This is a genomic window from Escherichia sp. MAL-1 (assembly GCF_052948035.1).
Genome location: NZ_CM129609.1, coordinates 1,713,180 through 1,725,610 on the forward strand (window position 1 = coordinate 1,713,180; position 12,431 = coordinate 1,725,610).

General features: G+C 51.6%; 10 protein-coding genes. 6 read left to right on the plus strand and 4 right to left on the minus strand.

The features are described 5' to 3' along the window. The first annotated feature begins 65 nt into the window (after positions 1-65). Positions 66-1,316 carry a NupC/NupG family nucleoside CNT transporter gene (locus ACU8XX_RS08280; protein WP_000382943.1) on the plus strand — a complete coding sequence of 417 codons (1,251 nt, stop codon included), beginning with the start codon at positions 66-68 and terminating at the stop codon, positions 1,314-1,316. 55 nt (positions 1,317-1,371) lie between these two features. On the opposite strand, the gene ACU8XX_RS08285 is transcribed toward ACU8XX_RS08280, so the two are convergent. The 3 genes from ACU8XX_RS08285 to ACU8XX_RS08295 all read right to left on the minus strand — a co-directional run bounded on the left by ACU8XX_RS08285 (position 1,372) and on the right by ACU8XX_RS08295 (position 4,444). Continuing rightward, positions 1,372-2,460, minus strand: a complete 1,089-nt coding sequence (locus tag ACU8XX_RS08285) for a sugar kinase (RefSeq protein WP_000999819.1) — start codon at positions 2,458-2,460, stop codon at positions 1,372-1,374. A gap of 3 nt (positions 2,461-2,463) precedes the next feature. Then, positions 2,464-3,321 carry a deoxyribonuclease IV gene (gene nfo, locus ACU8XX_RS08290; protein ID WP_000873890.1) on the minus strand — a complete coding sequence of 286 codons (858 nt, stop codon included), beginning with the start codon at positions 3,319-3,321 and terminating at the stop codon, positions 2,464-2,466. Between the two features lie 73 nt (positions 3,322-3,394). Continuing rightward, positions 3,395-4,444, minus strand: coding sequence for a YeiH family protein (locus tag ACU8XX_RS08295; RefSeq protein WP_000182053.1), 1,050 nt, complete (start codon positions 4,442-4,444; stop codon positions 3,395-3,397). A 98-nt stretch (positions 4,445-4,542) separates the two neighbouring features. Between ACU8XX_RS08295 and yieE the strand changes: the two genes are divergently transcribed. From yieE to cirA, 3 genes are all read left to right on the plus strand, one after another. Continuing rightward, the gene (gene yieE, locus ACU8XX_RS08300) at positions 4,543-5,424 is read left to right on the plus strand and encodes a DNA-binding transcriptional regulator YeiE (RefSeq protein ID WP_121869138.1); all 882 of its coding nucleotides are present in this window, start codon (positions 4,543-4,545) and stop codon (positions 5,422-5,424) included. A 204-nt stretch (positions 5,425-5,628) separates the two neighbouring features. Then, positions 5,629-7,098, plus strand: a complete 1,470-nt coding sequence (gene lysP, locus ACU8XX_RS08305) for a lysine-specific permease (RefSeq protein WP_000253273.1) — start codon at positions 5,629-5,631, stop codon at positions 7,096-7,098. Positions 7,099-7,391: 293 nt separating this feature from the next. Beyond that, on the plus strand, positions 7,392-9,383 hold the full coding sequence (cirA, locus tag ACU8XX_RS08310; protein ID WP_000489247.1) for a catecholate siderophore receptor CirA: 1,992 nt from the start codon (positions 7,392-7,394) through the stop codon (positions 9,381-9,383). Positions 9,384-9,414: 31 nt separating this feature from the next. Here the strand turns inward: cirA and yeiG are convergent, their stop codons facing one another. Next, on the minus strand, positions 9,415-10,251 hold the full coding sequence (gene yeiG / locus ACU8XX_RS08315; protein WP_000425438.1) for an S-formylglutathione hydrolase: 837 nt from the start codon (positions 10,249-10,251) through the stop codon (positions 9,415-9,417). A gap of 257 nt (positions 10,252-10,508) precedes the next feature. Between yeiG and folE the strand changes: the two genes are divergently transcribed. Then, positions 10,509-11,177, plus strand: coding sequence for a GTP cyclohydrolase I FolE (gene folE / locus ACU8XX_RS08320; RefSeq protein WP_001139613.1), 669 nt, complete (start codon positions 10,509-10,511; stop codon positions 11,175-11,177). Positions 11,178-11,193: 16 nt separating this feature from the next. Next, positions 11,194-12,351, plus strand: coding sequence for a DUF418 domain-containing protein YeiB (gene yeiB, locus ACU8XX_RS08325; protein ID WP_000440919.1), 1,158 nt, complete (start codon positions 11,194-11,196; stop codon positions 12,349-12,351). Positions 12,352-12,431: the final 80 nt, after the last annotated feature.

The window sequence follows — 12,431 nt, forward strand, 5'->3', positions numbered from 1 at the left end:
GCAGGCCCGGCTATTTATGATGGGCAGAGAGCCGTCGCCCAAAATGACATGAAGAGATAATAACTATGGATGTCATGAGAAGTGTTCTGGGAATGGTGGTATTACTGGCTATTGCGTTTTTGCTGTCAGTAAACAAAAAGAAGATCAGCCTGCGTACCGTTGGCGCGGCGTTAGTGTTACAGGTCGTGATTGGCGGCATAATGCTTTGGTTACCGCCAGGGCGTTGGGTCGCAGAAAAAGTCGCTTTTGGCGTCCATAAAGTGATGGCGTACAGCGACGCGGGTAGCGCATTTATCTTCGGTTCTCTGGTCGGACCGAAAATGGATACCTTATTTGATGGCGCAGGATTTATCTTTGGTTTCAGGGTGTTACCGGCAATTATCTTCGTCACCGCGCTGGTGAGTATTCTCTACTACATCGGTGTGATGGGGATCTTAATTCGAATTCTCGGCGGTATCTTCCAGAAAGCATTAAATATCAGCAAGATCGAGTCATTCGTCGCGGTCACTACCATTTTCCTCGGGCAAAACGAAATTCCGGCAATCGTCAAACCCTTTATCGATCGGCTGAATCGCAATGAATTATTTACAGCGATTTGCAGCGGTATGGCCTCGATTGCTGGTTCGACAATGATTGGTTACGCCGCACTGGGCGTGCCTGTGGAATATCTGCTGGCGGCATCGTTAATGGCGATCCCCGGCGGGATCTTGTTTGCCCGCCTGTTAAGCCCGGCTACGGAATCTTCGCAGGTTTCCTTTAATAACCTCTCTTTCACCGAAACACCGCCAAAGAGCATTATTGAAGCCGCTGCAACAGGGGCAATGACCGGGCTGAAAATCGCCGCAGGTGTGGCGACAGTGGTGATGGCATTTGTTGCAATAATTGCGTTGATTAACGGTATTATCGGCGGTGTTGGCGGCTGGTTTGGTTTTGAACATGCTTCGCTGGAGTCGATTTTAGGTTACCTGTTGGCCCCATTGGCGTGGGTGATGGGGGTTGACTGGAGTGATGCAAATCTTGCCGGGAGTTTGATTGGGCAGAAGCTGGCGATCAATGAATTTGTCGCTTATCTCAATTTCTCGCCATATCTGCAAACGGGTGGCACTCTGGATGCTAAAACCGTGGCGATTATTTCTTTCGCGTTGTGCGGTTTCGCTAACTTTGGTTCTATCGGGGTGGTGGTGGGGGCGTTTTCTGCGGTTGCGCCACACCGTGCGCCGGAAATCGCCCAGCTTGGTTTACGCGCGCTGGCGGCGGCGACACTTTCTAATCTGATGAGTGCCACCATTGCCGGGTTCTTTATTGGTTTAGCGTAGTGCGCAATTTATGAGCCGGATAAGATGCGGTCAAGCGTCGAATCCGGCAACATTGTTACACCATTGGCACTAATGAAAGCGCGTTATCGGCAGACAGGGTAGGGTTGTTTAAGCTGCCGCTGGCGCGCGAAATTGCCGCGCAGGCTACCGCAAAACGGGCGCTGTCGCGGAAACTGTATCCTTCAAGAAAGCTATATACCAGGCCCGCCATAAAACCATCGTCAGCACCAAAACTGTCTACTGTCGTATGCGCTGGCGCGGTCAGCAAAAATTGTTCTCCATCCTTATCGCTGCAAAATACAGATTCATCTTTCAGATAAACAAAAATGCGTTTAACACCTTGTTGATGCAGCGAATTTACAGCTCTGATGCGATCGTTGTCGTCTTTAATCGGTTGCCCCCACAAAATTTCCAGTTCATTTTGTGTTGGTTTCAGAGTGTGGATCCGGCTGTACCAGTTTTTTACTTTGTTTGCTTTAAATTCGGAAACGGTATCGACAAACATCGGAATTTCATCAGCAATGGTAAAGACCCACTCCAGGGCTTCAGGTGTGAGATTACAATCAGCCAGCACCACACCAGCATGGCGAATCAAGTCCCGTGAAGTATTGAGCAGTTGAGGCGTTAGCTGTTGCAGAATATGTGTGTCATTGATTGCCAGGATAGTTTCTTCCTGCTTATTAGCGATAGCGAGATAAGTTGCAGTGCTGTGTCCATGCAGACGAATGCAGTTTGAAACGTTCACGCCCGCGCGGCGCGTTTCTTCCAGTAATGTCTCGCCGTAAAAATCGTTGCCAATAGCTGATATTAAATGCACATCCCGACCAAGCAGAGCCAGGTTATGCGCGATATTACGTCCGACGCCGCCTGCGGAACAGTGAACAGAACCTGGATGAGAGGCTGCTTGCGGGTAACGGATATCCGCCATTCCGCGAATATCCATATTGATTGCACCCACAACCACACAGTAATCCTGCTCGGTAAGGATATATCCTTTGCCTTTAATCAAACCCTTGCGCATCAAATCCATAATATGAGCGGCAACACGTGAGCGGCTGATTTGCAGAATATCGGCGATTTCATTCTGTTGAATCAGCGGGTTACGCCGTAAAATTTTAAGAATCTGCTTTTCCCTGTCGTTCATCGATCAGGCCACCGCTTTTTCAGTTTGTTGCGCTTTCAGCCAGGCGATCTCTTCTGCCCAGATATCCGGGTTGATGGTTTCAAGGATCAGCGGAATGCCGTCGAAACGGTCGTCTTGCATGATCCAGCGGAACGCATCATGACCGATATTGCCTTCACCGAGGCTATGATGGCGGTCAACGCGGCTGCCAAAGGTACTTTTCGCATCGTTAAGGTGCATCCCGCGCAGATACTTAAAGCCGACAATACGGGCAAAATCAGCGAACGTTTTTTCGCATTCGGCTGGAGTACGCAAATCATACCCGGCAGCGAAAGCATGGCAGGTATCAATGCAGACGCCGACACGGGATTTATCTTCCACGCCGTCGATAATCGCCGCGAGATGTTCGAATTTAAACCCTAAGTTACTGCCCTGACCGGCGGTGTTTTCAATCACCGCTGTTACACCTTGAGTTTTATCCAGCGCAATGTTGATGGATTCGGCAATACGCGCAAGGCAATCCTCTTCTGAAATCTGCATCAGATGGCTGCCAGGGTGGAAGTTGAGCAAAGAAAGCCCCAGTTGTTCGCAACGCTGCATTTCATCTATAAAGGCATCGCGCGATTTTTCCAGAGCTTCAGTGACCGGATGTCCGAGGTTAATCAGATAGCTGTCGTGGGGAAGAATTTGCGCCGATGTGTAGTGATATTTTTCACAGGCCGCTTTGAATTCATCGATGGTTTGCGTCGTGAGCGGTGCGGCACGCCACTGACGTTGGTTTTTGGTGAACAAGGCAAACGCGGTTGCGTCGATTTCGGCGGCGCGAATTGCGGCATTTGCCAGACCGCCAGCAGCACTAACGTGCGCTCCAATGTATTTCATGCGAGGACTCCTGTTAAACCCGCTGGAGGAAAACGGTAATGATAGCGGGTTAACAGGAGCAAGATGTAGTGGTTTATGCGATGACGCTTTGAATCACATAGTTAATCGCACCACCACCAACAATCAGCCAGGCAAACAGTACCAGTGCCATCAGCAGAGGTTTCGCCCCGGCTTTTTTCAGCGCGCTGACGTGAGTGGTCAGACCCAGCGCCGCCATCGCCATTGCCAGCAGGAAGGTATCCAGCGTTACCAGCATGTTCACCACGCTCTGCGGTAACAGGTGGAACGAGTTAAAGATGGCAACGACGATGAACAAGATGGCAAACCACGGAATAGTGATTTTGCTTTTCTCGCCGCTGTTCGCCCCAGACAGCTGTTTAACACGCGCCGCCAGCAGGATGAGGAACGGAGCCAGCATCATCACGCGCAGCATTTTGGAAATAACTGCTGCGTTTTCCGCATCCGGGCTGATGGCATGACCTGCCGCCACCACCTGCGCCACTTCGTGCACAGTAGAACCAATGTAGATACCGAAAGTTTCCGGACTAAACCATTGAGACATCAGCGGATATATCGCCGGGTAGAGGAAAATCGCGACGGTCCCGAAGATAACAACGGTTGCAACAGCCACGGTTACTTTACTGGCTTCCGCTTTCACTACCGGCTCAGTCGCCAGTACCGCGGCAGCACCACAGATACTGCTACCGGCACCGATCAACCAGCTGGTGTGCTTATCCAGACCAAACACTTTCTGCCCCAGGAAGCAAGCCAGCAGGAAGGTACTGGACAGCGTCAACACGTCAATGATGATCCCACTGATACCGACATCGGCAATTTGCGAGAACGTCAGACGGAAGCCATAAAGAATGATACCCAGACGTAATAAATATTGCTTGGCAAACAGCACACCACCGTCACAGCTTTTCCAGATGTGCGGATAGATGGTGTTGCCTAAAACCATCCCCAACAAGATTGCGAGGGTGAGGGCACTAAACCCGGCACCCGCAACCGCGGGAATGGAACCACCCCACAGGGCGACCCCGGTGATAACTGCACTCAGGGCTAACCCCGGAATAAAATGCCACAGTGTACGATGTTGTTTCTGTAAGGTGATATTCGTCATAACCCTCTCCTTTAACCGGGCATAAGGTTACGACTAACTGGTTTAAAAATAAAATTGATTATATATTTATAATTAATCTTTATAAGTGGTAAGCGACTATGCACATCACCCTCCGGCAGTTGGAAGTTTTTGCAGAAGTATTGAAAAGTGGATCAACCACCCAGGCGTCGGTGATGCTGGCGTTGTCGCAATCAGCAGTGAGCGCAGCCTTGACCGACCTGGAAGGGCAGCTTGGCGTGCAACTGTTTGATCGCGTGGGGAAAAGACTGGTTGTTAATGAACACGGGCGGCTGCTCTATCCGCGTGCGTTGGCATTGCTTGAACAGGCGGTTGAAATCGAACAACTGTTTCGCGAAGACAACGGCGCGATTCGTATCTATGCCAGTAGTACCATCGGTAACTACATTCTGCCTGCAGTTATCGCCCGTTATCGCCATGATTATCCGCAGTTGCCGATTGAACTTAGCGTTGGGAATAGCCAGGACGTGATGCAAGCGGTGCTGGATTTCCGCGTTGATATTGGCTTTATTGAAGGACCGTGCCACAGCACTGAAATCATTTCTGAACCGTGGCTGGAAGACGAGCTGGTGGTTTTCGCCGCGCCGACTTCGCCGTTGGCCCGTGGTCCGGTCACCTTAGAACAGCTGGCCGCTGCGCCGTGGATCCTGCGTGAACGCGGTTCCGGCACGCGGGAGATTGTCGATTATCTGTTGCTGTCACATTTACCGAAGTTTGAGATGGCGATGGAATTAGGTAACTCCGAGGCAATCAAACATGCGGTGCGTCATGGGTTGGGAATTAGTTGCCTGTCGCGACGTGTGATTGAAGATCAATTGCAGGCAGGCACATTAAGTGAAGTTGCGGTCCCTCTGCCGCACCTGATGCGTACGTTGTGGCGTATACATCATCGGCAAAAACACCTTTCCAACGCGCTACGGCGCTTTCTGGACTATTGCGATCCCGCAAATGTGCCGCGTTAAGTTGCTGTACAAGAACATGCTGGTGCTGTGTCGATTTCGTGACGCAGCGCCTTCAGCATGCATTCGCCAGAAAAGAGATTGGCTGCTTTACTTATAATCCCTGGGCGATCATGAAGGTGTCTTATAACCGTGTATTTCTGCCGGAAGGATTGCCAATCGTCTGCTACAATCGCGCCTCATTTTTAAGATGGATAGCATTTTTGTATGGTTTCCGAAACTAAAACCACAGAAGCGCCGGGCTTACGCCGTGAATTAAAGGCGCGTCACCTGACGATGATTGCCATTGGCGGTTCCATCGGTACAGGTCTTTTTGTTGCCTCTGGCGCAACGATTTCTCAGGCAGGTCCGGGCGGGGCATTGCTCTCGTATATGCTGATTGGCCTGATGGTTTACTTCCTGATGACCAGTCTCGGTGAACTGGCTGCATATATGCCGGTTTCCGGTTCGTTTGCCACTTACGGTCAGAACTATGTTGAAGAAGGCTTTGGCTTCGCGCTGGGCTGGAACTACTGGTACAACTGGGCGGTGACTATCGCCGTTGACCTGGTTGCAGCTCAGCTGGTCATGAGCTGGTGGTTCCCGGATACACCGGGCTGGATCTGGAGTGCGTTGTTCCTCGGCGTTATCTTCCTGCTGAACTACATCTCAGTTCGTGGCTTTGGTGAAGCGGAATACTGGTTCTCACTGATCAAAGTCACGACAGTTATTGTCTTTATCATCGTTGGCGTGCTGATGATTATCGGTATCTTCAAAGGCGCGCAGCCTGCGGGCTGGAGCAACTGGACAATCGGCGAAGCGCCGTTTGCTGGTGGTTTTGCGGCGATGATCGGCGTAGCTATGATTGTCGGCTTCTCTTTCCAGGGAACCGAGCTGATCGGTATTGCTGCAGGCGAGTCCGAAGATCCGGCGAAAAACATTCCACGCGCGGTACGTCAGGTGTTCTGGCGAATCCTGTTGTTCTATGTGTTCGCGATCCTGATTATCAGCCTGATTATTCCGTACACCGATCCGAGCCTGCTGCGTAACGATGTTAAAGACATCAGCGTTAGTCCGTTCACCCTGGTGTTCCAGCACGCGGGTCTGCTCTCTGCGGCGGCGGTGATGAACGCAGTTATTCTGACGGCGGTGCTGTCAGCGGGTAACTCCGGTATGTATGCGTCTACTCGTATGCTGTACACCCTGGCGTGTGACGGTAAAGCGCCGCGCATTTTCGCTAAACTGTCGCGTGGTGGCGTGCCGCGTAATGCGCTGTATGCGACGACGGTGATTGCCGGTCTGTGCTTCCTGACCTCCATGTTTGGCAACCAGACGGTATACCTGTGGCTGCTGAACACCTCCGGGATGACGGGTTTTATCGCCTGGCTGGGGATTGCCATTAGCCACTATCGCTTCCGTCGCGGTTACGTATTGCAGGGACACGACATTAACGATCTGCCGTACCGTTCAGGTTTCTTCCCACTGGGGCCGATCTTCGCATTCATTCTGTGTCTGATTATCACTTTGGGCCAGAACTACGAAGCGTTCCTGAAAGATACTATTGACTGGGGCGGCGTAGCGGCAACGTATATTGGTATCCCGCTGTTCCTGATTATTTGGTTCGGCTACAAGCTGATTAAAGGAACTCACTTCGTACGCTACAGCGAAATGAAGTTCCCGCAGAACGATAAGAAATAAGTTTCCTCCCTTCCTTGCTAAGCCCTCTCAACCGAGAGGGCTTTTTCAATTCCATTTCCCTGACAAATCATGCGGATATAAAATTTAACATTTGGATTGATAATTGTTATCGTTTGCATTATCGTTACGCCGCAATCAAAAAAGGCTGACAAATCAGAGGCTGTTCCGGCTTTCTGGGATGATCACCTGCATAAAAAATAAGTCCACCGCGATGCTGCCGTACGCAAGGGGACGTGAAGAAGATGTGAGCGATAACCCATTTTATTTTCGTAGTTACCTCATGGAGATATGGAATGTTTAGGTTGAACCCTTTCGTACGGGTCGGGCTGTGTTTGTCCGCTATTTCTTGTGCATGGCCTGTGTTAGCGGTCGATGATGATGGCGAAACGATGGTTGTCACTGCATCTTCCGTGGAACAAAATCTTAAAGATGCACCTGCCAGTATCAGCGTCATTACCCAGGAAGACCTGCAGCGAAAACCGGTACAGAATCTGAAGGATGTCCTCAAAGAAGTGCCTGGCGTACAACTGACGAACGAAGGGGATAACCGTAAGGGCGTTAGTATTCGTGGTCTGGACAGCAGCTATACCCTGATTCTCGTCGACGGTAAACGCGTGAACTCCCGCAATGCCGTCTTCCGCCACAATGATTTCGATCTGAACTGGATCCCGGTCGATTCCATCGAACGTATTGAAGTGGTCCGTGGCCCGATGTCGTCGCTGTACGGTTCCGATGCGCTCGGCGGTGTAGTGAATATCATCACCAAAAAAATCGGTCAGAAATGGTCGGGTACCGTTACCGTCGATACCACCATTCAGGAACATCGCGATCGCGGTGACACCTATAACGGTCAGTTCTTTACCAGTGGACCATTAATTGATGGTGTGCTGGGAATGAAAGCTTACGGCAGCCTGGCAAAACGTGAAAAGGATGACCCGCAAAACTCAACGACCACCGATACCGGAGAAACGCCGCGTATTGAAGGATTCTCCAGCCGCGACGGCAATGTCGAATTTGCCTGGACACCGAATCAAAATCACGATTTTACTGCCGGATACGGTTTCGACCGTCAGGATCGTGATTCCGACTCGCTGGACAAAAACCGCTTGGAACGCCAGAACTACTCCGTCAGCCATAATGGGCGTTGGGATTACGGCACCAGCGAACTGAAATACTACGGTGAGAAAGTCGAGAACAAAAACCCTGGCAACAGCAGCCCGATAACTTCCGAAAGCAATACGGTCGACGGCAAATACACGTTGCCGCTGACGGCGATTAATCAGTTTCTCACGGTTGGCGGTGAATGGCGTCACGACAAACTTAGCGATGCGGTGAACCTGACCGGGGGAACCAGCTCCAAAACGTCTGCCAGCCAGTACGCGCTGTTTGTGGAAGATGAATGGCGGATCTTCGAGCCGCTGGCGCTGACGACCGGCGTGCGTATGGACGATCACGAAACCTACGGTGAACACTGGAGTCCGCGTGCCTACCTGGTTTATAACGCCACCGACACCGTAACGGTGAAAGGGGGCTGGGCGACGGCATTTAAAGCACCTTCTCTGTTGCAACTTAGCCCTGACTGGACGAGCAATTCCTGCCGTGGCGCATGTAAGATTGTGGGTAGCCCGGATCTGAAACCAGAAACCAGCGAAAGTTGGGAGCTGGGGCTTTACTACATGGGTGAAGAAGGCTGGCTGGAAGGGGTTGAATCCAGCGTTACCGTTTTCCGTAACGATGTGAAAGATCGTATCAGCATCAGCCGTACGTCTGACGTCAACGCTGCACCGGGCTACCAAAACTTTGTTGGTTTTGAGACGGGCGCTAACGGACGGCGCATACCGGTATTTAGCTACTACAACGTTAACAAAGCTCGTATTCAGGGCGTGGAAACCGAACTGAAAATTCCGTTCAACGATGAATGGAAACTGTCGATCAACTACACCTACAACGATGGTCGTGATGTCAGCAACGGCGAAAACAAACCGCTATCCGATCTGCCGTTCCATACTGCTAACGGTACGCTGGACTGGAAACCGCTGGCGCTGGAAGACTGGTCATTCTATGTTTCTGGGCACTATACCGGGCAGAAACGCGCCGACAGCGCGACGGCTAAAACACCGGGCGGTTATACCATCTGGAATACCGGCGCGGCCTGGCAGGTGACTAAAGACGTCAAACTGCGCGCAGGCGTGCTGAACCTTGGCGACAAGGATCTCAGTCGTGACGACTACAGCTATAACGAAGACGGACGTCGTTACTTTATGGCAGTGGATTATCGCTTCTGATGAGAAGATGCCCGGCGAACCGGGCGGACTTTCACTTCAGTAAATACTGCGCATGGAAGCGCAGGTGATCCTCTATAAAAGAGGCGATGAAGTAGTAACTGTGATCATATCCCGGCTGAATACGCAGCGTCATCGGCCACGCTTTCTGGCGCGCGGCTTCTGCCAGTACCGCAGGTTGCAACTGGTCGGCAAGAAACTGATCATTATCGCCCTGATCGATAAGCGTCGGGATCGCATCCTGCGCGTTACTGGCATACATCAGTGCGCAACTGTCCCATTCCAGCCATGCATTTTTGTCCTCACCTAAATAGCTGCTAAACGCTTTGATTCCCCACGGGACGCTGCACGGATTCACAATTGGCGCAAAGGCCGAAACGCTGGTGTATTTACCCGGATTTTTCAGCGCCATAATCAGCGCACCGTGACCACCCATTGAGTGACCGCTAATGGCGCAGCGGTCGCTGACATTAAATTGCGACTGAACCAGCGCCGGTAATTCATCGCGCAGATAATCATACATCCGGTAATGCGTCGCCCACGGCGGTTGCGTGGCATTAAGATAAAAGCCTGCGCCCTGGCCTAAATCGTAGCCATCGTCGTTGGCAACCTTTTCGCCGCGCGGGCTGGTGTCTGGCATCACCAGTACAATCCCCAGTTCCGCCGCTACCCGCTGGGCACCCGCCTTGGTGGTGAAGTTCTCGTCATTGCAGGTTAACCCGGAAAGCCAGTACAGCACTGGTGGCGGAGTGTGATCACGAGGTGGAGGGAGAAAGATACTGAACGTCATCGGGCAGTTTAAGGTACTGGAGTCGTGTCGCCAGCGTTGCTGCCAGCCTTCAAAACAGCGGTGCTCTTCGAGCATTTCCATGCGTGGCTCCTTGTTGTGTTGTTTGCAATTTCTTCATCATACCGTTTATTCAATGTGCTGTGAGTAACTTTCACTTCCGTATTTGCATAACGATGTTTTAACATCTGCTGATGAAAGGCAGCGGCAATTACAATAATTATCGCTGTGAATACTGGATTATGTGCGCCGCCTCACGCACAATAATCAGGCTGTAAATCAGCTTAATAACTTTGCCCCCACGCAGGGCGGAGGCGTCACACCTGCAGGAGAAATCATAAATGCCATCACTCAGTAAAGAAGCGGCCCTGGTTCATGAAGCGTTAGTTGCGCGAGGACTGGAAACACCGCTGCGCCCGCCCGTGCATGAAATGGATAACGAAACGCGCAAAAGCCTTATTGCTGGTCATATGACCGAAATCATGCAGCTGCTGAATCTCGACCTGGCTGATGACAGTTTGATGGAAACGCCGCATCGCATCGCTAAAATGTATGTCGATGAAATTTTCTCCGGTCTGGATTACGCCAACTTCCCGAAAATCACCCTCATTGAAAACAAAATGAAGGTCGATGAAATGGTCACCGTGCGCGATATCACTCTGACCAGTACCTGTGAACACCATTTTGTTACCATCGATGGCAAAGCGACGGTGGCTTATATCCCGAAAGATTCGGTGATCGGTCTGTCAAAAATTAACCGTATCGTGCAGTTCTTTGCCCAGCGTCCGCAGGTGCAGGAACGTCTGACGCAGCAAATTCTTATTGCGCTACAAACGCTGCTGGGCACCAATAACGTGGCTGTCTCGATCGACGCGGTGCATTACTGCGTGAAGGCGCGTGGCATCCGCGATGCAACCAGTGCCACGACAACGACCTCTCTTGGTGGATTGTTCAAATCCAGTCAGAATACGCGCCACGAGTTTCTGCGCGCTGTGCGTCATCACAACTGATTAAAAGGCAGGAACCATGGAGCGCAACGTCACGCTCGATTTTGTTCGCGGCGTCGCCATTCTGGGGATCCTGCTATTAAACATCAGCGCCTTTGGGCTACCAAAGGCGGCTTATCTTAATCCCGCCTGGTACGGCGCTATTACGCCGCAGGATGCATGGACCTGGGCATTTCTTGATCTCGTCGGCCAGGTGAAATTCCTCACGCTTTTTGCGCTGCTGTTTGGTGCGGGCCTGCAAATGTTGCTGCCCCGTGGCAGACGCTGGATCCAGTCGCGGTTAACGCTGTTAGTCTTGTTGGGCTTTATTCACGGTTTACTGTTCTGGGACGGCGATATTCTGCTGGCTTACGGGCTGGTGGGCTTAATCTGCTGGCGGCTGGTGCGCGATGCGCCATCGGTAAAAAGCCTGTTTAATACAGGCGTCATGCTTTATCTGGTGGGGCTTGGCGTTTTGCTGTTATTGGGGTTGATTTCCGATAGCCAGACCAGCCGCGCCTGGACGCCGGATGCATCGGCTATTTTGTATGAAAAATACTGGAAGCTTCACGGCGGCGTTGATGCGATCAGTAATCGTGCCGATGGTGTTGGCAACAGTTTACTGGCACTGGGCGCACAGTATGGCTGGCAACTGGCTGGGATGATGCTCATTGGTGCCGCATTGATGCGCAGTGGCTGGCTGAAAGGGCAGTTCAGCTTACGTCACTATCGTCGTACTGGTTTTGTGCTGGTGGCGATTGGGGTGATCATTAACCTTCCTGCCATCGCCCTGCAATGGCGGCTGGACTGGGCATATCGCTGGTGCGCCTTCTTACTTCAGATGCCGCGGGAACTGAGTGCGCCGTTTCAGGCGATAGGCTATGCGTCGCTGTTTTATGGTTTCTGGCCGCAATTGAGCCGCTTTAAGCTGGTGCTTGCGATCGCCTGCGTCGGACGGATGGCGCTGACCAACTATCTATTGCAAACGCTGATTTGTACCACGCTTTTTTACCACCTCGGTTTGTTTATGCATTTTGACCGCCTGGAGCTGCTGGCGTTTGTTATTCCGGTATGGCTGGCGAATATCCTCTTCTCTGTTATCTGGCTGCGTTTCTTCCGCCAGGGGCCGGTGGAATGGCTCTGGCGTCAGTTAACTTTGCGTGCTGCCGGACCGGCAATATCTAAAACATCAAGATAACGATCTGGATCACATTCGTTAACAAAACGGCTGTAACCGTTTCCATTGCTGTGACTCGATTCACGAAGTCCTGTATTCAG

Bases quoted from the DNA above. Each gene is read 5' to 3' on its own strand.
- ACU8XX_RS08285 (WP_000999819.1), bottom strand. From the start codon at position 2,460: ATGAACGACAGGGAAAAGCAGATTCTTAAAATTTTACGGCGTAACCCG.
- ACU8XX_RS08280 (WP_000382943.1), top strand. From the start codon at position 66: ATGGATGTCATGAGAAGTGTTCTGGGAATGGTGGTATTACTGGCTATT.
- yeiG (WP_000425438.1), bottom strand. From the start codon at position 10,251: ATGGAAATGCTCGAAGAGCACCGCTGTTTTGAAGGCTGGCAGCAACGC.
- cirA (WP_000489247.1), top strand. From the start codon at position 7,392: ATGTTTAGGTTGAACCCTTTCGTACGGGTCGGGCTGTGTTTGTCCGCT.
- lysP (WP_000253273.1), top strand. From the start codon at position 5,629: ATGGTTTCCGAAACTAAAACCACAGAAGCGCCGGGCTTACGCCGTGAA.
- folE (WP_001139613.1), top strand. From the start codon at position 10,509: ATGCCATCACTCAGTAAAGAAGCGGCCCTGGTTCATGAAGCGTTAGTT.
- ACU8XX_RS08295 (WP_000182053.1), bottom strand. From the start codon at position 4,444: ATGACGAATATCACCTTACAGAAACAACATCGTACACTGTGGCATTTT.
- nfo (WP_000873890.1), bottom strand. From the start codon at position 3,321: ATGAAATACATTGGAGCGCACGTTAGTGCTGCTGGCGGTCTGGCAAAT.
- yieE (WP_121869138.1), top strand. From the start codon at position 4,543: ATGCACATCACCCTCCGGCAGTTGGAAGTTTTTGCAGAAGTATTGAAA.
- yeiB (WP_000440919.1), top strand. From the start codon at position 11,194: ATGGAGCGCAACGTCACGCTCGATTTTGTTCGCGGCGTCGCCATTCTG.